The following is a 20,980-nucleotide window of genomic DNA, read 5'->3' as shown; positions in this document are numbered from 1 at the left end:
GTTCGGTTTCTCCAAAAGAGGTACATTGACGAAAGAATCCGTTTTCATCATTTTGAATCAGGAGGACGATTTCGTCATGCGATTCCGCCAAGTGCACCTCGATTTCCATACATCCGAAGCCATCCCGGGCATCGGACGCCATTTCTCGCGCTCCCAGTTTCAAGCCATGCTGCAAGTCGGCCGAGTCAATTCGGTCACTGTCTTCTCCAAGTGCCATCACGGATGGGCCTACCATCCAAGCGAAGCCAACGAGACGCATCCGCATCTCGAATTCGATCTGCTCGGCGAGATGATCGCGGCCGCGCATGAGATCGGCGTGAAGACGCCCGTGTACCTGTCGGTTGGCCTTGACGAGAAACTTGCGCGTCGTCATCCGGAGTGGCTCATCCGCGATGCGGAGGACCGCACGCGCTGGGTGAAGAACTTTATGACGCCGGGCTATCACGAGTTCTGCTTGAACACGCCTTATCTGGACATCCTCTTGGCTCAGCTCCATGAAGTCGTATCCCGCTATGACGCGGACGGCATCTTCCTTGATATTGTCGGCATCCGACAATGTTGCTGCCAGTTCTGCGTGGCCGACCTGCTGGCCGCGGGAGCGGATCCGCGCGACAATGAGGCGGTACTTGCGCTTGGCGAACGCACTTTCCTGAATTACACGCGGCGCGTTCGGGAGACGATCGATGCGGTCAAGCCCGGTCTGCCCGTCTATCACAATGGCGGCCATCAGACGCGCGGCCGGCGGGACCTCGCTTATGCGAACAGCCATCTGGAGCTGGAATCGCTGCCGACCGGCGGCTGGGGCTACGACCATTTTCCGCTGTCGGCACGTTACGCCCAGACCCTCGGCATGGAGTATCTCGGCATGACCGGCAAATTCCATACGTCTTGGGGCGAATTCGGCGGGTATAAGCATCCGAACGCGCTGCGCTTCGAGACCGCGCTCAGCCTGGCACACGGCGCCAAATGCTCGATCGGCGATCAGCTGCATCCTGCCGGCCTGATGGATGAAGCCACGTATGCGCTGATCGGCACGGCTTACGCCGAAGTGGAAGCGAAGGAGCCGTGGTGCGTCGGGACGAATTCTGTGGCGGATATCGCGATCTTGTCGCTGGAAGCGGCGCGGTACGCGTGCCCGGAATCGCCGGCCCCGCATGAACGGACGAATTTGGCCGACGCCGGAGCGGTGCGGATATTGACCGAAGGGCATTATTTGTTCGACGTGATTGATGCGGAGGCGGATTTCAGCCGCTACAAGGTGCTGATTCTGCCGGATCAGGTGCCGGTCTGGCCGGAATTGGAACGCGCGCTCGCAGCTTATACGGTACAAGGCGGCAAGCTGCTCGTCACGGGCCGCTCGGGGATGAAGCCTACCGGCGACGCTTTTGCGCTGGATCTTGGCGTCACATGGCGTGGAACCAACACGTTCCATCCGGCGTACTTCCGCCCGGACTTTGATCTATCCGCTCTAGGGCGTGCCTCCTTTGTCATGTACGGGGAAGGTCAGCTCGTTGAATTGAACGGCGGCCGCTCGCTTGGGTCGATCGAGAATCCGTACTTCAACCGCGACGTCTTCACGTTCTGTTCGCATCAGCATACGCCGAGCAGCATGGAAGCAGCCGGGCCGGGCATGGTCAAGAGCGGCAACGGGATCTACTTCGCGTGGCCTGTATTCGGGGATTATGCGGACAACGGCAGCCTGATTCTGAAGGAAATCGCTCTACATGCGCTCGCCTTGCTGCTCCCGCAGCCGACGCTGCGCTGCAATCTGCCTGCGCGCGGAATTACGACTGTCCAATATCAAGCGGAACAGAAACGATATGTCAATCATCTGCTCTATGCAACGCCGGCACTCAAAGGAAAAATCGAAGTCATCGAGGACATCGTTCCGCTGCACAACGTCACGGTAAGTCTGCGCCTGCCTTCCGAAACGCCGGTGCAACGGGCTTACCTTGCTCCGTCGATGGAGGAGCTACCGCTGACGGCTTCCGATGATGGCGCGATCTGCTATACGGTGCCGTATGTGGAGAATCATCAGATGATCGTGCTGGAACTGGCGTAGATCGATGAACGTTCGCACCGTCAACGAACAACGGCTCAAGGTAACCTTTTTCCCCTCCCTCTTGACCGAATCCGAGTAGTACCGTATAGTACTACTATGACGAAAACAAAACCAACCGTTTCCAATAAGGATGTCGCGCTTCAGACGGCCATGATGCTGTTCCTGACCAAAGGTTACCATGTGACGAGCATGGACGATATCGTTAAGGCGAGCAAAGTTTCCAAAACGAACATCTACTACCATTTCAAGAGTAAGGAAGAACTGCTGATCGCGATGGTGGATCAGCTGACCGCTCGTTATGAAAGGCAAATTCTATCCGTTGCCGCTCAAGAGGATCTGACAATAGCGGTCCGTCTAGAGAGAATCGTGAACATGCTGACGACGAATCAATCGTCGATGGATGTGCTGGGCGGCTGCCCGTTCCTGACGCTCTATATGCAGACGTCGACGGAATCCGAGCAGGTCCGGTCCCAAATTAAACAATTTTTCGATCGGCAGCTCCACGCTCTGGAACGATTGCTTGAAGCAGGCGTCCGTAACCAAGAGCTGCGATCGGACCTTCAAGTCCAGCCCACCGCCGCGTTAATGCTAACCTCGATCGAAGGCGCGCTGTTCATCGCGAAAGCCTGCGACAATCCGAGGATCTTGCAGGATCTGCTGCAAGGATTACTCGCTTTGCTTAAGTGAATGCTGCTTAAGCTCTTTTTTTGATCCGATTAGTACTAATTAGTACTAGTAAATCCAGAATGGAGATGACCATATGAACCTTTTTCTAACCGGAGGAACCGGCTTTATCGGCCAACAGGTCCTTACCAAGCTTGCCTCGCAGAGGCAGCATCGCATTTATGTCTTAATCCGCGATTCGGAACGTTTCGCCCAGACGCTGCGCAAGCTGCAGGTGGAAGACGCGTCTTCCATTATCCCGATTCTAGGCGATTTGTCTAAGGCTCAGCTTGGGATGTCGGCTGCCGATCGTCAGCAAGTGTTGACTGCCGATCGGATCATTCATGCCGGCGGACCGATGAACATTCAGCTGAGCCAAGCGGACGCCGAACGCTCCTTTCTCCAGCCGATTGTGGAATTGGCTGCTCTCGCCTCAGAGATTCAACGGACGAAGGGTCTGAAGCAATTCATTCATCTAGTTGGGTTCATGAGTCCGTACAACGGGCAGAACTTTATGCAGGATCACGATGGTGCAATCGAAGACATGCCGCCATACGAACGTATGAAGTTTCAGGCCGATCTGTATCTGCGCAAGGCGCTGCATCAGGAAGGAATCCCGCTCTCGACCGTGAATCCGAGCGTGGTCATCGGCGATTCATTCTCCGGCATGACGGAGCAAATCGGCGGATTGAGCATCCTGGTGGACGCCGTGCGCAGGAACCTCATGCCGCTTGCACCCGGCGGCCGTTCATCCTGGATCCCGATGGTGCATATCGATCATGCCGCTTCCTTCATCGCCAACCTCGCTAACGAGGAAGAAGCGAAGAGCAATACCTATTACTTGCTGGATAGCCAGCGGAACAGCCCGAATGTCCGCGAACTGGTCGAACGCATGGCGGATGAGCTCCGGATGAGACGACCTGTCGGCTCTATTCCGCTCGGCGTATTGAAGCCCTTGCTTGGTACGCGAATCGGCAGACGATTAGGCATTCCCGCGGAGTCGATGAATTTTATCGTGCGAACGGACTTCCCCGTGGACACGAAGCTCGAGTTGGAAGAACAGAACGGAGGACGAACGACCGTTGTGGCTGACACGCTTCCCTACGTCATCGCGGATTTGGATGCCCGGCTTAGTCATCCCGGAGTGGACCGCGAACGCGGGAGCTACACCCAGCGCAGGAGATCGAATGTTGTCGTGTTGGAAAGAGAGGCACCGGGTACCCCTGTCATCTTCCTGCATGGTACCTTTAGCGGTGCGGCCTGTCTCATGCCAATCGCCGATGCGTTGGAAGGCTCTCCGATCTGTCTGGTCGACCTGCCGGGCTTCGGACATTCGCCGCTGCATCGCCACGCCTCCGTTATCGATGGCTATGTGGAGTCCGTCGCCGCATTAATCGATGATTTTGACCGTCCCGTCATCCTGATCGGCCATTCCTTCGGCGCTTTGATCGCGGCGAAAGTCATGGAACGAGTCGGCTCACGGATCGACAAGCTGTTGCTGATGCAACCTGTCCTTCATCCCGCCCGGCGGACCTACAAGTACGCTGGTGTCACGAAATCGGTGTTGAAGCTTCTCTCCCCGTCAGCACTCAGGCGCACGCTTCTCAAGACGAATGATTTTACGTCCCCTAGCCCGCTAATGGATCAGTATGTCCGGCATGTCATGGATGACCTGCGATCGCCTCGAATACGTGCCGCGAACGCCGAAGTCATGGCGGCCTTAACGCAGCCCGAGAACGTATCATTACAGCCATCGACCTGGGATCCCGGCAAGGTCCGGATTTTATGGGGCACGCAAGACCGGACTTACGAGATTCCAGCGTCCTTCCGACATCTGGACACAACCTTCATCCCGTTTGGGCATCAGTTCCCGATGGAGGTTCCGGTTCAAGCCGTGGATTGGGTGAAAGGCAGCCTTACCTTTTCCACGGATTAACCGGCAGAGCTGTTAACTGGCATTGACTATTGATCTTATATCGTCAATAGAAAAAAGCCGCAACTGTGCGACTTATAATCCTTTATGATTTTATAGCCCAACTAAAAGCAGATCGACCGCGTATCTCAGTTGCCGCTACCCGTCGGAGGCTGATTGTAATACGGGGGAACCAACAGCCAGCCCTTCTGGATCATCAGATGCCGGAACGTCACCGCAAAGCCGGCCTTCTTCATCTGGAATTTGGCGAACATCGATGCGACGTCCGGACGGACGGCTTCCGTAAGCCCGCGGCAGGCGTAATTAATGCCCAGCACCAAATTAAAGCTGAGCAGATTGGCCACTTCTTCGTCCGATAGCTTGGCATTATCGGATATTTGCCGGAAATCCCCGAGCGATTTGTCCGGCGTTGATTGAGGAAGCGGAACCCCTTCCTGCCGCAGAAAATCCTTCACTTCTTCACGGATCGGCGTGTGAACGTTGTGAATGATGTCCATGACTTTTTCTCTCAGTTCGGGATCCGAGACGGTATTCAGGGCTACCTGCTCCCCGCGCATCGTCTGTTCCGTAGCCGTCAAATAGAACCACAGATTCATCACCTCGCCCACATGCAGCGGCGGTTTCTCCCCGTCCGTCAACGGGCTGATTGCGTCTTTTAGCATTTCCAACAGATTCATGGCTGCCACTCCATTTTTTTACTGCTAGGTTGCCCTTTTGTCCGGTTCCATTATTCAACAACTGCTATCCGGTTAACCAAAGTACCGTTCATACAGCTTCTCCGCCGTTCGCGTGGCGAGCGCCTGCGTCGTCAAGGTGGGGTTAGCTCCGCCAAGGCTGTTGAAGTGGACGCTATTATCCGCGATATACAGCCGGCCGACTTGGAAAGTCTCGCAGTCGGTATCGACGACCAGCCCCATCCGCATCGTGCTCTCGAGATGAATCATGAGGGCCGCCGGCCAATCCGATCGAAGCACCTTCTTCGCGCCGGCCTTGCGCAGCAGTTCAACGGCAATTTTCGCGAGCGCATTCCGGTTGCGGATCGCTCGCGGACCGGGAACATAGCTGATCTTGGGGATATAGCCATGCTCATCCTTCAAAGTCGGATCCAACGAAACGCCATTGCGCTGCTGAACCTCATCCTCCGTAAAAATAACGAGGCTCAATGTCTGCCGGTAATTCGTCATCCATTCCTGCAGCTGCTGTCCCACGACCCACCCTTGCGCGTATTTCGGCACCCCCGCCGCGTAGGGATGCAGGGCGGCATAACCGGATTGGGTTAGCCCGAAACTCATGGAACTCGTCAGCCCCGGACTTAAGCCGGTGACCAAGATCGAACCCAATCCGGGAATATCCAACCTGCCTCCTGACGTATGGCCGACGAATGGATCCGTCCCCGGCGATCCCAGGATGGACATCAGGTCGCATGTATCGAACAACCCTGTCACCCAATCAAAATAATGATTGACCAGACCTTTGCCGACCCACCCATTGTCGGGAAGCCCCGAATTCAGCCATAGACGCGGAGTTTCGACGGCTCCGGCTGACATGACGACTACATCGGCCATGATCTCTTCCGTCTCCCCGGTCCATGTATGCCGAATTTGGACGCCGGTTGCTACGAGTCCTTTCGCGGCATGGGGGGCCGTTATGATTTTGGTAACGTACGAATTGGGTTGGATGGTCACACGTCCGGTCCGCAGCCCTAGCGGCACGTAACTAACGTTCGTGGCACGCTTGGCGACCTTGTCGATCGAAGGTCCGTGCGGACATCCGTTGATACAATGTCCGGCGAGGGTGCACCCCTCCATTTCGGACAATTGCTCCAGCGAGAGCGATGGATTCATCAGGTTAGGATTCGGCGGCAGAATCGCGTTCGGCTGCGGCCGATAGCCCGCGCTGGTCACATTGAGCGTCGGAATCAGGGGCCAGCCGGCTTTCTTGGCACCGTAGAAGAACAACTCTTCCTTGGGCGTTATCGGGGCGAACGCTACGGGGAGCGTATCCTCGACCTTCTCGTAGTACGGGATTAGCTCGCGATACGAAATCGGCCATACCGAATCGACCGCTTGCGGGAAGGCGCGCGGCGAGTTGGCCAAGTACACTTGCGTCGATCCGCCAACGCCGGCGGCCTGCCAGACGAATCCCCGCTCCACCATATTCCGGTACCAGGTCGGGCGATTCCGGTTCGCAGGTCCCCATCGCAATCGACCGGTTATCAGATCGTTCATTTCCCCCTCATATTTCGTATACTGCCGCCTGAACAAGGCGATATCCAGATCGTCCGCGGAATTGCTGCCAATAGCGCCTGCCTGCCGATTCGGATCGGGCCACTTGGCATTCCCATACCATGGACCCGCCTCCAGCACGAGAACCGTAAGGCCCTTCTCCCCGAGTTCCTTGGCGATCACCGCGCCTCCGCCTCCGGAACCGATGACGATGACATCAGGTCGTTGCATCATTGAGGCCTCCTCCGATCGGGCATGGCGAGGACAAAACCGCGCAGCGCCCGGTATCCGTATGCTGGGCCCGGATAGCCGATCAGCGGCCAGCTCGGGGGATCGAACTCGACTTTCTGGTCCACGGGCGCAAGCAGCCGCGTCGTGCCGTAACCGTACCATTCCGAGTAATAACCGAACATCGTCAGCTGATGCAGCGAGTCCATCATCGTCTGGACGAGCCCGGGATGGTTCTGGTACGGAAGAGGCAGCTGCCCGAGCGGAACCCCTACATGGTTCAACAGGGTTATCGTGCGTAGCCGATCGATGCGCGACATTGAAGCAAATAGGCCTCCCCCCGGATACATGGCAGGGTTAAGAGGCGCTGTATCTTGATTGGTGCGAACCAGTTCCGCCGCTCCTAGATCAAGAAGCTGCGCCGTCGCTTGGGATAACGGTTCTTGGTTGGCAGAAGGCAAATTGACGGGTACGAACTGCGAATGATCGATCTGCATAATTACGAAAAGATCGATGCCCAGCTGGACAGCCCCCTCGATAAACCGAGGCGCAATACGGCAAGTCGGCAGAAGGACAGAGGGAATGACGGCATCGACGACCGCTTGAAAAGTTGCCCGCACATGTACGTTGGCTGTTACCGGCACCATTGGTTTCCCCCTAATATCCGATTGGGCTCCTATCTTATAACATTTATTAAATGATCGGCGCCGCTATGTCTGTTCCTCCGCAAAAAAAAGCCGCAACTTCGCGGCTTTTTAATCGATCATGGCTTCAAGGGAATAACCATGTTCCATGTCTCGGTCGCGTCCATAAAACCGTTGCTGCCGTCCGAGACGGCCGCGAACAAGTGAGTCGGCTTGCCGTCTTGGAATAATAAGAACGGCCGCTCGAGATTACCTAGCGTCTGCACCGTGCCGTCATCCCAGCGTACCGTGCGGGAATAGCCTTGCGGCTGCGCATGCAAGCGCCAATTCAGCCCGTCCGCCGATCCTGCATAGATGCCTCCGTATTTTTCACCGCATAGATGACCTTCCATATCCTTGGCGATTAAATGGTAGCCTTCGCTTGTATGCCAGATGAACGGGTCTTCGATATGGAACGACTCGGGAGGAAACACCGGCTCGTCGCTCAGCACTCGGTACGGCCCATCGTAATGATCCGCATATGCGACACCGATCGTCATGCCGCCATGCTGGTTACCTTCGTAACGGCGTGCCTTGTAGATCAGCAGCACGGAACCGTCTTCCCGAACGCACGGAGCCGGGTTGGAGGTCAGGAAGCTGTCGTATCGGCCGGGACGAGTCGGCAATAGCGGTTCGTCCATTCTGCGCCACGGGCCGAATACGCTGTCTGCGATAGCCAAGCCAACCCGTTTGTTCGCCCGCGCCACGATGCATTGCGGATCGGTTAACCCGAAATTCCCGGGCGGATCAGGATCTCCGAGCGGGTGGGTCGAGCCGGTATAGTAAAGCAAGTATTTGTTGTCGTGTTTGACGATATGGGGGTTATGCGTACAACGTCCGTCCCAATATTCCGCTCCCCTCGCCGGTAGCACCACCTCGCGGAACCGGTACGGTCCCTCCGGCGTATCCGAGTCCGCTCTGACAATCTCCGAAGCCGTCATCCAGCCGGGATGCATCGGCAGCGTCTTCGGCCATCGCGAGGCAAACATATGGAATTTGCCGTCCTCGCCTCGCACGACGGAACCGCACCATACCCAATACCCTTCCATGCGGAAGCCGCCGCCTCGCGGGGCCGGCAGCATGAAGCTCGTATGCATGGTCCATCACCTCACCTTTACCCGTTACTCAAGATAGCTAAGGATCGACAAAGCTATGCCGGCGGACCTGCCCGCCGGCATGCATCACGCCTCTTACAAGCTTAAGGCGTATTCAGCCCCACATCGCCGGATGTCAACGGGCGATTCAGGCCAGAAGCGGCGGAATATTCGTCCGCCCCCACATCCGCTGTTACCCGCATTTGCCCATCCATATCCGCCTGCACGAACGCATATGTCCCTACAGCGGCGTCAATCGCGGGGCTGCTCGCGGACAGCTTCTGGATGCCGCTTATCGTGGTCAGCAGCGGATCGATGTTCCTGATCTGCCCCGAACTGTGCGTGAGGTTGCTAACGGTGCTGCCATATCCGATATTGCCCTGGAACAGCGTGTTCGTTGTTGCCGCCTCGTAGTATAGCGTGCCGGCGCTGTTGCGCACGATATTGTTCGCCACGACGGAATCCTGCGGCGCGTACGCTTTGCCAGAGCCGATGACGATGCCGGTCGCGCTGTTCACGATCGTATTGTTGACGATATACGCCCGGTACACTTTCCATTGCAGTCGTAATTGTTCGGCCGTCGGGCTCGGAGGCGAACCTGTAGTGCCGCCGTCGAAATCGCCGTTAGGCAAGTAGATGGCTTCGCCTGTCAAATTCTCGAAGTAGTTGTTATAGATCTTATGGTCATTGCCGAATAACCGGATGCCTTCTTGATCCGACTCCGCGCCATCCCCGAGGAAGAAGTTGCCGTATACGCTGTTGTTATGGCCGTGCCGCAGCGTCAGGCTGCCTTTGGACGTGAGGAATGTATTGAAGCGCAACGTGTTGCTGCTGCTCTTGACCGATACGATTTCCGGCTCGCCGTCGCAGTTCTCGAACACATTGTATTGGACCGTATTATAGCCGTGTGAGAGCGTAAGCCCGGACAATCCGAGACGGATCGTCTCCTTACCGTTGTCAACCCATGGGCCGACATCATGGAAGTAATTGTATTCGATCATGTCGTATTGCGAAATTTGCCCCGTGCCGTTCTCCCCTTCGTAAGCGATCAGCGGGCTGGTGTCGCTCTTTGGCCCGAAGTCATTGCGGTCGATACGGTTGTGATGGCTGTTCGTACCCCGCACTTGCAGCCACATCAGGTCGCCGCCCGAACTTGGCAGCGCGAACGTATTGCGGGTCAGCCGCACATGATGCGAGCCTTCCAACACCACCGCGGCATTGGTCGTGTTCATAAATTTCAATCCGTCCAGCACCACATGCGAGGCATTCTCGACGCGGAAGCCCGATGCGCCGGAGATGATGGCCTGCCCGCGGTTTTTCGCCTTAATGACGATGGGCGCGTTCACGGTGCCGTTCTTGTTCTGCACCACGAACGGGCTTGCGCTCGAATACGTACCGTTGGCCAGCACGATCGTTTTGCCTGAAGCGGCGGTTGCCAGCTCGGCAGCCAACTGCGCGGACGTGCTTACTTCGACGACCGATCCTTCGCTGCCGGTGCCGCTTGCAGCGCTGCCATATATTTCGACCTCAGCATAGCTGTTCCAGGCATTCACCGAGTTGCCGTGTCCGACGATGCGAACATAGCGGACCGGGGCGACATCGGCAAAATCAAACGTCTGCAAACTGTTGCTCAGACTGCTGACCGCGCTCGGCAGAACCGTACTGAAGTTGTGGCCGTCATAGGAAGTCTGGATATCGAAGGTGAACGTACGCGCCGCCCCGTTGGTGAAGGCGATCTTCACGTATTCCACCTGTTTGCTCGATTCAAGGCCGTATTGGACCCACTCCCCATCGCCGCTCGACGACCAGCGCGTGCCCAGATCCCCGTCGATGGTATGCGCGACGATATTGCCGTCATCTCCGCTGGCCATCAGCTGCGGTATGGTAATCGCCAGCTTGCCGGTGCCCGCCGGAGGACTGCTCGCGGTACCATACAGTTCAACCTCTGTATAGCTGTTCCATAGGTTGGAGGAATTGCCGTGTCCGACGATCCGCACATAGCGGGCAGGATCGACATCCGGAATATCGAACGATTGCAGGCCTTCCGCAAGGCCGCTCACCACCCCGCTGATGACGGTCGTGAATGCGGTACCGTCCGTAGACGTTAGAATATCAAACGTCGAGGTGCGGCTCGACCCGTTCAGGAAAGCAATTTTGACGGAAGACACCTTGCTGTTTGCGCCTAGATCGTATTGGATCCATTGCCCGTCGCCGCTTGCCGACCAACGCGTGCCGAGATCGCCGTCCACCGTGTTCGCGGGAACGTTGCCGTCGTGTCCGCTCGACGTCACGCCGGAGCTGCCAATCGAGAACTTCGCGTCGGCAGCTGTCGCCGCACCCGGTAATAACGCAACCAACAGACAGAACAGTATCACGCACGCCATCCTTTTGGTTCCCATGATTCATTCTTCATCCTCTCCATGATGAATTGATGGTTATGAAATCATGCCCTCGCTTGCGATCGCACCTCCTCTCAAGACGAGAAAACGTCTACACTCCTCTCGATTAGAAAATGTGCCGTCCCCATCCTTTGCACTTCGCCAAAGCCTCGATATAGTAGTAATCGCCGTAAATCAGCGATACGTTGACGTTGCTGTTGACCGGCTTATGCCCGGTTGCGCCGAGCAGGATGCCTTCATACTCCGGCTGGTCGAGCGTACTGTAGTTGTTCGACAGCGAGCTAAGAATGCGCGTCGCCGCGCGCTGGTATAAAGCGGCTTCCTCAGGCGACACTTGCGACGCGATATCGATCAGGCCGGATGCAGCGCAGCTTGCCGCGGAAGTATCGCGAGGTTCGTCCGTCAAGTCGGCCGCCGCACGGAAATCCCAATGAGGCACATCGTCCTCCGGAAGCGCGCTGATGAAATAATGCGCCACCCGCTTCGCCGCATTCAAGTAACGGATCTCGCCCGTATAGCGGTAAGCGCAGCTCATCCCGTAGAGCGCCCATGCCTGGCCGCGCGACCAGGACGATTGCGGCGCGAAACCTTGCCCGCCGTCATAACGCTCCACTTGGCCCGTCTCCGGATCGAAGATCACGATATGATGCACCGAACCGTCGTCGCGGATGAACGAGCGGAGCACCATATCCGCATGGGCGACCGCGATATGCTTGAAGCGCGGATCGTCGCTTTCTTCGCTCGCCCAGAACAATAGCGGTAAATTCATCATGGAATCGATGATCGACCACCCCGTCTGGTTGCGGGGCCAGGCCCGAATGAACTGCCCGGCCGGGTTATACCGGCCTGCCAGATAGTTGGCGGCGAACAGCCCGCGCCGCCGTGCGTCCGGGTCGCCGGTCAGCTTGTAGCGGATAACCGATGTCGGCAGGAATTGAAAGCCCACGTCGTGGTGGAAATGGTTGTCGCGCAAGAAACATTGCTCCATGCGCTCGTCCCAAGGCTCCGCTTCATCCCGGTAACGCCGCTCGCCGGTCATTTCGTACATCAACCACAGAATGCCCGGCCAGAATCCCGAGATCCACTGATCCACTTTAATCTGGTCATATTTGCCCGCTGCCGACACATGCGGCGCCTCTGTCCAGCCCGCTTCGATCATACGATCGACCTTCGTCTTCACTTTGTCCCACCAAGCCGATAACTCGGCCGGTTGCAGCTTCACGTTTTCATGGCTCATCATTTGAATTCCACTCCTTCTGCTAGCCTTTAATCGCGCCGATTAAGGCGCCTTTCACGAAATACTTCTGCAAGAACGGGTATACGATGAAGATCGGGAGGGTCGCTACCATAATCGTGGCGTATTTCAAGGTCTCGCCCAATATGATGATTTCATCCTGGGATGCTCCCTCCGCCATGGCGTTCGCCTCGCCGATGATCAAGATTTCACGCAGGATGAGCTGCAGCGGGTACAGCGACCGATCCTGCAAGAAGATCATGGCGTTGAACCACGAGTTCCAATGGCTTACCCCGTAATACAGGCCTACCACGGCAAGCACCGGCTTGCACAGCGGCAGGTAGATGCGGAAGAGAATCCCGAAGTCGTTGGCGCCGTCGATCTTGGCCGACTCTTCCAGCGCATCCGGCACCGCCTCGAACGAGGTTCGCATGATAATGAAGTTAAACGCGCTTATTGCGGTAGGCAGGATCAGCGCCCACAGCGTATCCGCAAGGCCCAATCCTTTGACCAGCAAGTAGAACGGAATTAAGCCGCCGCCGAAGAACATGGTGAACACGATAAACAAAGTCAACTGTTTGCGGTACTGCAGCGTCTTCCTGGACAAGGCGTATGCGGCAAAAGAAGTGAGCAGCAAATTGAGCGCCACGCCGACTATGACGATGAATAACGTGTTGCGGTAGCCGAGCAGAATCATCGGGTTGCTGAATACCGCTCCGTATGTCTCCAGCGAGAAGCCCAGCGGCTTCCACAGAATCCCTTTGTGCGCCATCATCAGTGCCGGTTCGCTGAAGGAAGCGAATGCCACGTATAGAATCGGGTACACGGTCGCGATCATGAGCGCGGACAAGAATAACGTATTGCAGACCCGGAATAGACGTTCACCCAAGCTTACTCGCATGCGAACCCTCCTCTACCACAGCCCCGTATTGTTCAGCTTCCGGCTGATCCAGTTGGAGCCGATCACCAGCGCGAAGTTAATCACGGAGTTGAACAACCCGACGGCCGAGCTGAAACTGTACTGAAAATCTTGAAGCCCGATCCGGTACACATAGGAAGAGATGACATCCGCCGTCACGTAAGTGGTCGGGTTGTATAACAGAATGACTTTCTCGAAGCCGACGCTCATGATTCGGCCAATGTCCAAGATGAGCAAGATCACGAACACGGGCAGCAGTCCGGGCAGCGTGACATGGAGCATCTGCTTCCAGCGGCCCCCTCCGTCAATCTTGCAAGCTTCGTATTGCTCGGGATCGATCGCGGACAGCGCGGCCAGATAGATAATCGTCCCCCAGCCTACATGCTGCCATATATTCGACGACACGAAGATGGTCCGAAAATAAGACGGATCCAGCAGCATCGTAATCCTCTCGCCGCCGAAAAACGCGATAATATCGTTGATGACGCCGTCGCTGCTCGTGAAATCCTTGATCATGCCGCCAATAATGACCAGCGAAATAAAATGCGGCAAATACGTAATCGTCTGAACCGAGCGCTTGAACAGCGCATTCTTCACTTCATTCAGCAGCAAGGCAAGAATAAGCGGCGCGGGAAAACCGAAGAGAAGATCGTAGAAGCTGATCATCAGCGTGTTTTTGAGCACCCGCCAGAAGTACATGCCGCCGAAAAAGTCTCGGAAATGCGCAAACCCCACCCACTCGCTGCCCCCGATCCCAAGACGAGGGTTAAAATCCTTGAAGGCGATGACCGCGCCATACATCGGAACGTAATGAAAAATAATGAAATAGGCCAATACAGGAGCAAGCATGATGTACAAATACTTGTTCTTCACGATATCTTTCGCGATATTAAGCGGCAGACGCCCGGCATGTGCGACTCTGCTGCGTCCCAGCTTCAACTGAGCCATCTCCTACTCCTCCTATTCACATGCGGCATCGTCGGAAGGGGGTGGCGGCGCCATTCCCCTGCCCCCGCGGCGGCTTGCGGCCTGCGGCGGGACGATGCTGGAAGTTACCTGTCGTTGTAGCGATCCAGGGCGCCTTGATAGATGCTGATGACATCGCGGATACCCATATCTTCCAACTGCTTGACGAAGCTGTCGTAGTTATCAAGCGACTCGTTGCCCATGATGAATTTGATGAACATTTCTTCCAGATACGTGCTGATGGCCGTCATCGTCTGCGCTACCTTCTTGCTCTCATCGGCCGTAGGCGTAATGAACACGGGCATGATATGCTTCGCCGCATCGGTCTCCGACCAGATCCGGACCGCCTCGTCCTGTTGCGGGAACGTGTTGGTCGTCTTCTGCTCATGCATCGGATAAGGACCGTTCGGCACCGTATATTGCGCCAGCATCTGCTGCGACGTGTACTTGTCGTTCTTCACGATCATATCCGTGAAAGTCGGCACGCCGCCCGCCATGGTGTAGCTCTCGCCTTCCACGCCGAAGTTGTACATCATCGTTCCTTGCTCGCTGAATGCGAAGTCGAGCCATTTGACGATCGTTTCCAGGTTTTCGGCCGAGGTCGTCACGGCTGCGCTTGCTTTCGGGTTATATTTGAAATCGCGCTGTCCGGTGAACGGTTTATCGCCTGCTTGCAACACCGGATATGGAGCCGCCACGAGGTCAAAAGCCGGGTTTTGGGCTTTGCCGGACTCCAGCCATTTGCCCAGACCGCCGCCAAGGAGGTAAACGGTCGCCCCGGACTCGCCGTTAAGCATCCGCTTGTCGAGCGTGTTGCGTTCGACGATCGGGAAGTCTTTATCGATCAACCCTTCGGAATACCACTGGCGGAACAACGTCATGACATCCTTATATTGCGGATCGAGCGGACCGTATTTCACGTTGCCTTCATCGTCAAGGTAGAAGCCGTGCGAAGTTTTGTACGCGCCGAAGAACGCGTCCTGCAGGTTCATCTTACCGGCGTATTGCGCGGTCAGCGGAGCCACGGCTCCTTTCTTCTCTTTGAACGCCGTCAGGACCGTATGCCAATCGTCAATCGTTACGGGAACTTGCAGCCCCAGTTCATCCAGCCAGTCTTTGCGCAGGATGGGCCCGCGGAAGACGACGCCTTCCGAGTTGCGCACCATCGGGAAAGCGTAGTATTGGCCGCTGTCGGTTTTCACCATTTTATCCAGCTCCGGATCCGCTTCGAGCATCTTCTTCAGGTTAGGCGCGTATTGGTCGATCAGATCGTTAAGCGGCACGATAACCCCGTCCGCGATCGCCTTCTCCGGTCCGCCCGGATAGATGCTCCAATCGTACTCGAGCACGTCCGGCAGCTTGCTGGAAGCCAACAACAGATTAAACTGCTCTTCCGCTTGACCGTCGGTCGGGTGGATGTAGGACACTTTCACGCCTGTCGCTTCCGCAATCGCCTTGCCGATCGGAGCCTCCCCCAAATTCGTCGCGAATGTAATGAGGTTGCCGTTGATGGGAGCCCAGTACGAGAACGTATCTTTGGTATCCATCGGATAAACCGGCTTAGGCGCCCCGTCGTCGCCTTTGCTATCGCTGCTAGTGTCCGAATTATTGACGGCGCTATTAGCCGGCTCTGTCTTGTTCTGGTTGCCGGCATTCCCATTATTGTTGGAGCATGCGCTTAACAACATTGATAATGCCATCGCGATCCCCAGTGTGAGCTGCAGCCGTTTACGCTTCTTGCCGTTGCGATTTTCCGCCATAGTGCTCCTCCGTTCCTATCGTCTCGATTTAGTTGGTGTGAACGCTTTCATCGTAACTTCAACCCGTGCCGCAGGCTATTGTCAAAACCTAAAAATTACTGCAATTCCTCAAAAACAAGTGCAGCAAAACCGCAAGTTTACTGCTTTTCTTCAAAAGAAAGCCCGGGAGCTACTTGACTTCCCTGTAGCGCCCAGGCGTAATCCCTTCGAACTTTTTGAATATGCGATGGAAGGTATTCACATCGTTATAACCGACCATTACCGATATTTCGCTGACCGTATATTTCTCGCCGGTAAGCAGCAATTTGGCCTGCGCCAGCCGCGTCTTGTTGATGTAGTCGAGCAGCGATTCGCCTGCAAGCTCCTTGAACAGTTTGGAAATATACGACGGCGCCATGGAGAAAGCTTCGCCGATCGTCGAGATATTCAGGTTCTCGTCCCGGTAATAATCGTTGACGTATTTCATGACCTTATCGATCAGCGGATTGCTGCTGTAATCGCGGTTATTGTTCACGTAGGCGCACAGAAGCTCCAACAATTCGAAGAGCTGGCCGCGCATCTCCCCTACCGTCTGGCATTGCATGAGGCGTTCAATGGCGCGCACGCCATCCGGCACATCCGGCTTGCCCACGATTCGGATTTCGCTGATCGCTTTTTGCAGCGTGGCCATCAGGTCGAACAGGAGGCATTTGGCGGCATGAAATGAAAACGGCTCCGTCGTCACATTCTTCTGGATGATCTCCATGACGAATGCTTTTGCCTTATCGAGTTGGCCTTCGCGCACCATAACGATCAATTGCTGCTCGGCTTTGAGCGGATAGAAGTAGCCGCCTGCAGCGGTCGCTTGGCCGTCGCCGCCCTTGAGGTCCCCGTAATGGATGATACCCCCGCTGCCAACCACGATACGGTATTCCATCGCCTCGACCGCTTCCTGGAACGCCTGGAAGATGCCGTATTCGCCTTCCTGCTGCGCGCTGACGGCAGCGGTCAATTGAACATGGGCATGATCGGCGATGAACGACATCGTTTCATCCGCGATGTGCCGAAGCTTCTCCCGCTGCTCCGCCGGGGAGGCAAGCGAGTGGTTAATGATACAGGCGAGCAACTCCCGGTCCAGCTCTACCGCGTAGGCGTGGGAGGACTTTCGCGCGACCTCTTCCACCACGTTGGCGATCAGGAATTGCAGCAGCCGCTTGTTGTGCACCTGATCCTCATTCTCCCGATGGAACTTGCCGAAATGCTCGATTCTCAGCAGGATGACGGAAAATCCGTCTTGCGAAAAGCGCAGGTCATAGGCGGAGAACGATTCGTGCAGCGGTATATGGCTGTCGAGCTGCCCCTTTAGCAGCCGCTGCAGGAAATGCGATCTGAGCGTATTGTTATGCTGATTCAATTTGTTATGAAGCTCTTCCTTCTCATGGAAGGTGCTGCTCAGCGCCTTCTCCAGAAAGGTGTATTCGTTGGAGCCGCGATCGAACGTAACGCCGGCCTTGAACGACAAGCTCTGAATCAGCGCATGGATCGGCAGATAGTTCCGCTTCAGCAGCCAATACGTAACGGCTCCGCCGACAATGAGGCACAGCAAGATGCTGACGATAATCAATTGCTCGACCACGTTCATCTTCTGGTGGTATACGTTCGCCGGCAGCGTCATGACGTATTTCCATCCCGTAATGGATGAGGTGGTGTAGGAGGCAACAAGCCGTCGGCCGGCAGACTCGATCTCCAGCTGCCCCGATTCTTCCGGCATATCGCCGTATTGGACCGCAAGTTCCGCCAGTGGTTCGCCGGTAGACGCAATGAATCGATTATCTTCATCCAGAACAAGGATCGTGCCTTCCTCAGGCGCCGGCGCTTGTTCCAGCAGCTTGCTGCGGTCAATCATGAACAGCAAGACAGCGCCCTGCTGATTCATGATCGTTGACGTCACATTCCGGGCGTACATGACCGTAGGTTTCCACTCATTCGCTTCCGACACCACAACCGAGCGATAGCCCTTAATGTACCATTGGTTCAGGTATTCCCGGAACGATTGGTACGGCATATGCTCTTCCAGGCGGATGTGATCGTATAACCCTTCGCTGTTCATTCGGTCGTTACTAGCGATGACGGCATCGCTATTGATGTAATAGACATAGATGCCTTCAAGAAAATCGTTAGCGATTTCGTACACGCGCAAATCATTGGCGATCTCGTAGATTTCATAGTGATCCGAATCCGACAGCCGCTCATCGGCCTTCATGAAGGCCGCGATCCGTCTGTTAAGGCTTACCTCGAGGCTTAAACTCTCAATCCCTTTGAACTGGCTATCTATGGCTTGCTCCATTTGCAGCAGAATGGATTGGTTGGCACGGTTAATCTCGGCCTTCACCACGTTCAGCGTCGCGCCGTATATGACGCCGCTGATCAGAATGGGCACGAGCAGCACCGAGACGTAAGATAGCATCCAAGTCAGGAATACGCTGCGATTGTTGTGCCGGAGCTGCTTCAGATCGATGGTCCACCGGTTTCGAGTTTGGGCCATAGGCTCTCCTCCATGTCAGCTTTATTCGGAGTCGGGACCGACCTCCGCTCTTGTCAGAATGGCCGGGCGGCGAATATCCGCGGCATCCGCTTTATGATTATGGATACAAACCGCCGGAGACGGCCGATATTCATGAATGGTCGGCTGCTCCCCGCATACACGGTTGTAAGCGATTACACTTTGTTCCGGCGCATACGGAATACGCTTGCCGAGCGTAATGCCGTGACGACAATCGACAATCGTATTATTCACGACATGGGCACGATAGACGCGCCAATGTTTCCTCAGTTCCTCCGGTGTCGGCGCCTCGGGATAGCCGTCCGGCCCGCCGTCGTAGTTGCCGCCGTCAATGAGAAGCGCATCCAGCGTCAAGTTCTCCATATAATTATCGCTAATGTGATGATCGTTGCCGTATATGCGAAACCCGCCCATCTCTTCCTTCACGCCGTCCCCAATGAACGCATTATGATGAAAGCGATTCCCATGGCCGTGACGAGCGGTTACTTGCCCGGCGGAGTTCAGAAAGGTATTGTAGCGAATCGTATTCCTGCCGCTCTTAACCGAAATGATCTCGGGCTCTCCATCGCAATTCTCGAACAAGTTGCGTTGAATCGTAATGTATCCGTCCGAGAGCGAGATGCCGGATAAGCCGAGCCGGATCGCTTCAAGCCCATTGGCGACGCGCGGTCCGATATCATGAAAATAATTGTATTCGATCACGTCATGCTGCGAGATTCGTTCCCCATCGCCATCAAAAATAACGAGTGGTCCGGGGTCTGCCTTCGGTCCGAACTCGTTGCGTTCGATCCGGTTCCAGCCGCTGCCGCTTCCCACGACAGATAGCAGGCTATATTCCGCCCCAACCTGCCTTGGCTTGAATCTGTTCCGAGCGATCCTGACGTGCCTCGAACCGTCCAGTACGATAGATTCGCGCCGCTCGACCTGGAGATTCAACCCCCAGACCTCTACGTAAGCGGAGTTCACGATGCGTATACTTGATTCGCCGGCGATCGTCGCTTTTCCTTTATTTACCGCGCGGATACTTAATATGGCCGTGTCCGATCCCTCTTTGCCTTCTAAGAGGTAATCTTCGTGACGTTCGTAAACGCCGTCTGCCAACAGGATGGAGGATCCAGGTTCTGCCCGTCCCATGGCTGCCGCCAACTCGTCGCTATTCGATACCCGATACATCGAAGTCATCTTCCCACCTGCTCCCTATAGAATAGGCGGATAGGATTTCCCGCGCCTACGCAGGATCCTATCCGCTACTTCACAGCCTTTATTATGGAAGATCCGTCTTCCATGCCATAGTGTTAATAAATGAAGCAATCATTAAAATGTAAAAATGGCTTGTTATTCGCACACTTGCGGCTCGAACCGATTACGCCTGCCTATCCGAAAAAGAAGTATGCGGTCTTCAACTCCTCTTCCTTCAACCGTAAACTTCGAGTTGCTTCGAGCAGCGGCGCGCGGTCATAGGCAAGGCTTCTCAACGCCAATACGCCATCCGTTATCGTGATATAGTGCGCTTCTTTGGACGGATCGTCGCGTCGCCGGTAAGACACGCTTCCCGGATTCAGCCACAGACTGGTATCGCTCAAATAGTGAATGCATCTACGGTGCGTATGTCCGAAAATAATGCGACGATTTTCTTTGGCATCGCTAGTCCCGCCGCACCGCTCCGACCAAAACGCATCGTACTTGGGCAAGCTGTCGATCGTCGAATAGTTGTCGTACAGATGCTGCATCGTGTAGTTATAGCCGTCCAACTCGAAGGTGCGGTAGACAGGCATGTTCTCGAGGAAGGTAATTTCCACTTCGCTAAGCAGCCTTGCATTGCGATGCGCCCATCTGATCTCATCCGCTGACACATCGTGCCCGCCATTGCCGTTGCGGTATAAGTCAATAATCGCGTCATCGTGATTGCCGCGAACGCAAATCGCATCGTTCTTGTGCACCCATTCGATGGCTTCCCGCGGAAAAGGGCCATAGTCGACAAGATCTCCCGCGCAATAGATCCGGTCACAATCCGGCTCTGCCTTGCGGATCGCCTCCAGCGCATGGACGTTGCTGTGAATATCCGAAATAATTAATGCTTTCATATTTGGTTCAGCTCCTCTGCTTTTAACTCCCGCTCCCTCTTTTATATAAAAAGATGGAACTTCGTTAAATCGTCAGAAGCTAAAACCGCCTTCAAATCGTTCGACTTCCGATCCGCAATTCTTGAAATGGACATCGAAAATGTAAAAATATGCAACGTATTGATTACCCTAAAATTCCATTGGAAATA

General features: G+C 55.5%; 15 protein-coding genes. 3 read left to right on the top strand and 12 right to left on the bottom strand.

The window, feature by feature from the left end:
- Window positions 1-76: 76 nt before the first annotated feature.
- From FHS18_RS32215 to FHS18_RS32205, 3 genes are all read left to right on the top strand, one after another.
- Entirely contained in the window at window positions 77-2,062 is a 1,986-nt protein-coding gene (locus tag FHS18_RS32215; protein ID WP_183604509.1) for a beta-galactosidase trimerization domain-containing protein, read from the top strand.
- Between the two features lie 96 nt (window positions 2,063-2,158).
- Window positions 2,159-2,749, top strand: a complete 591-nt coding sequence (locus tag FHS18_RS32210; protein WP_183604508.1) for a TetR/AcrR family transcriptional regulator — start codon at window positions 2,159-2,161, stop codon at window positions 2,747-2,749.
- 73 nt (window positions 2,750-2,822) lie between these two features.
- The gene (locus tag FHS18_RS32205; RefSeq protein ID WP_183604507.1) at window positions 2,823-4,661 is read left to right on the top strand and encodes an alpha/beta fold hydrolase; all 1,839 of its coding nucleotides are present in this window, start codon (window positions 2,823-2,825) and stop codon (window positions 4,659-4,661) included.
- A gap of 125 nt (window positions 4,662-4,786) precedes the next feature.
- Here the strand turns inward: FHS18_RS32205 and FHS18_RS32200 are convergent, their stop codons facing one another.
- The 12 genes from FHS18_RS32200 to FHS18_RS32145 form a co-directional block, all read right to left on the bottom strand.
- The gene (locus FHS18_RS32200; protein ID WP_183604506.1) at window positions 4,787-5,335 is read right to left on the bottom strand and encodes a DUF3231 family protein; all 549 of its coding nucleotides are present in this window, start codon (window positions 5,333-5,335) and stop codon (window positions 4,787-4,789) included.
- A gap of 72 nt (window positions 5,336-5,407) precedes the next feature.
- Entirely contained in the window at window positions 5,408-7,114 is a 1,707-nt protein-coding gene (locus FHS18_RS32195) for a GMC family oxidoreductase N-terminal domain-containing protein (RefSeq protein ID WP_183604519.1), read from the bottom strand.
- Window positions 7,114-7,758 carry a hypothetical protein gene (locus FHS18_RS32190; protein WP_183604505.1) on the bottom strand — a complete coding sequence of 215 codons (645 nt, stop codon included), beginning with the start codon at window positions 7,756-7,758 and terminating at the stop codon, window positions 7,114-7,116. The genes FHS18_RS32195 and FHS18_RS32190 overlap by 1 nt, the downstream gene beginning before the upstream one ends.
- A 116-nt stretch (window positions 7,759-7,874) precedes the next feature.
- Complete coding sequence (locus tag FHS18_RS32185) at window positions 7,875-8,891, bottom strand: glycoside hydrolase family protein (RefSeq protein WP_246428039.1); 1,017 nt, start codon at window positions 8,889-8,891, stop codon at window positions 7,875-7,877.
- A 101-nt stretch (window positions 8,892-8,992) separates the two neighbouring features.
- Window positions 8,993-11,287 (bottom strand): chondroitinase-B domain-containing protein, encoded by a 2,295-nt coding sequence (locus tag FHS18_RS32180; RefSeq protein WP_183604504.1) that lies wholly within the window; start codon window positions 11,285-11,287, stop codon window positions 8,993-8,995.
- A 106-nt stretch (window positions 11,288-11,393) separates the two neighbouring features.
- Window positions 11,394-12,527, bottom strand: a complete 1,134-nt coding sequence (locus FHS18_RS32175) for a glycoside hydrolase family 88 protein (protein ID WP_183604503.1) — start codon at window positions 12,525-12,527, stop codon at window positions 11,394-11,396.
- 19 nt (window positions 12,528-12,546) lie between these two features.
- Window positions 12,547-13,422, bottom strand: coding sequence for a carbohydrate ABC transporter permease (locus tag FHS18_RS32170; protein WP_183604502.1), 876 nt, complete (start codon window positions 13,420-13,422; stop codon window positions 12,547-12,549).
- 12 nt (window positions 13,423-13,434) lie between these two features.
- Window positions 13,435-14,388: an ABC transporter permease gene (locus tag FHS18_RS32165; protein WP_183604501.1), complete on the bottom strand. Its 954-nt coding sequence runs from the start codon at window positions 14,386-14,388 to the stop codon at window positions 13,435-13,437.
- 104 nt (window positions 14,389-14,492) lie between these two features.
- A complete protein-coding gene (locus FHS18_RS32160; RefSeq protein WP_246428038.1) occupies window positions 14,493-16,166 on the bottom strand; it encodes a type 2 periplasmic-binding domain-containing protein in 1,674 nt (557 codons plus the stop codon).
- 169 nt (window positions 16,167-16,335) lie between these two features.
- The gene (locus FHS18_RS32155; protein ID WP_183604500.1) at window positions 16,336-18,690 is read right to left on the bottom strand and encodes an AraC family transcriptional regulator; all 2,355 of its coding nucleotides are present in this window, start codon (window positions 18,688-18,690) and stop codon (window positions 16,336-16,338) included.
- A gap of 21 nt (window positions 18,691-18,711) precedes the next feature.
- A complete protein-coding gene (locus FHS18_RS32150) occupies window positions 18,712-19,890 on the bottom strand; it encodes a polysaccharide lyase 6 family protein (protein ID WP_183604499.1) in 1,179 nt (392 codons plus the stop codon).
- A 191-nt stretch (window positions 19,891-20,081) separates the two neighbouring features.
- Window positions 20,082-20,792, bottom strand: a complete 711-nt coding sequence (locus FHS18_RS32145; RefSeq protein WP_183604498.1) for a metallophosphoesterase family protein — start codon at window positions 20,790-20,792, stop codon at window positions 20,082-20,084.
- Window positions 20,793-20,980: the final 188 nt, after the last annotated feature.

Source organism: Paenibacillus phyllosphaerae, assembly GCF_014192105.1.
Classification (GTDB): domain Bacteria; phylum Bacillota; class Bacilli; order Paenibacillales; family Paenibacillaceae; genus Paenibacillus_Z; species Paenibacillus_Z phyllosphaerae.
The sequence above is the reverse complement of the archived record's forward strand: the minus strand, read 5'-3'. Positions and strand labels throughout refer to the sequence as shown.

Excerpts from the sequence above, each read along its gene's own strand:
- FHS18_RS32215 (WP_183604509.1), top strand. The coding sequence starts at position 77 with ATGCGATTCCGCCAAGTGCACCTCGATTTCCATACATCCGAAGCCATC.
- FHS18_RS32210 (WP_183604508.1), top strand. The coding sequence starts at position 2,159 with ATGACGAAAACAAAACCAACCGTTTCCAATAAGGATGTCGCGCTTCAG.
- FHS18_RS32205 (WP_183604507.1), top strand. The coding sequence starts at position 2,823 with ATGAACCTTTTTCTAACCGGAGGAACCGGCTTTATCGGCCAACAGGTC.
- FHS18_RS32200 (WP_183604506.1), bottom strand. The coding sequence starts at position 5,335 with ATGAATCTGTTGGAAATGCTAAAAGACGCAATCAGCCCGTTGACGGAC.
- FHS18_RS32195 (WP_183604519.1), bottom strand. The coding sequence starts at position 7,114 with ATGCAACGACCTGATGTCATCGTCATCGGTTCCGGAGGCGGAGGCGCG.
- FHS18_RS32190 (WP_183604505.1), bottom strand. The coding sequence starts at position 7,758 with ATGGTGCCGGTAACAGCCAACGTACATGTGCGGGCAACTTTTCAAGCG.
- FHS18_RS32185 (WP_246428039.1), bottom strand. The coding sequence starts at position 8,891 with ATGCATACGAGCTTCATGCTGCCGGCCCCGCGAGGCGGCGGCTTCCGC.
- FHS18_RS32180 (WP_183604504.1), bottom strand. The coding sequence starts at position 11,287 with ATGGGAACCAAAAGGATGGCGTGCGTGATACTGTTCTGTCTGTTGGTT.
- FHS18_RS32175 (WP_183604503.1), bottom strand. The coding sequence starts at position 12,527 with ATGATGAGCCATGAAAACGTGAAGCTGCAACCGGCCGAGTTATCGGCT.
- FHS18_RS32170 (WP_183604502.1), bottom strand. The coding sequence starts at position 13,422 with ATGCGAGTAAGCTTGGGTGAACGTCTATTCCGGGTCTGCAATACGTTA.
- FHS18_RS32165 (WP_183604501.1), bottom strand. The coding sequence starts at position 14,388 with ATGGCTCAGTTGAAGCTGGGACGCAGCAGAGTCGCACATGCCGGGCGT.
- FHS18_RS32160 (WP_246428038.1), bottom strand. The coding sequence starts at position 16,166 with ATGGCGGAAAATCGCAACGGCAAGAAGCGTAAACGGCTGCAGCTCACA.
- FHS18_RS32155 (WP_183604500.1), bottom strand. The coding sequence starts at position 18,690 with ATGGCCCAAACTCGAAACCGGTGGACCATCGATCTGAAGCAGCTCCGG.
- FHS18_RS32150 (WP_183604499.1), bottom strand. The coding sequence starts at position 19,890 with ATGACTTCGATGTATCGGGTATCGAATAGCGACGAGTTGGCGGCAGCC.
- FHS18_RS32145 (WP_183604498.1), bottom strand. The coding sequence starts at position 20,792 with ATGAAAGCATTAATTATTTCGGATATTCACAGCAACGTCCATGCGCTG.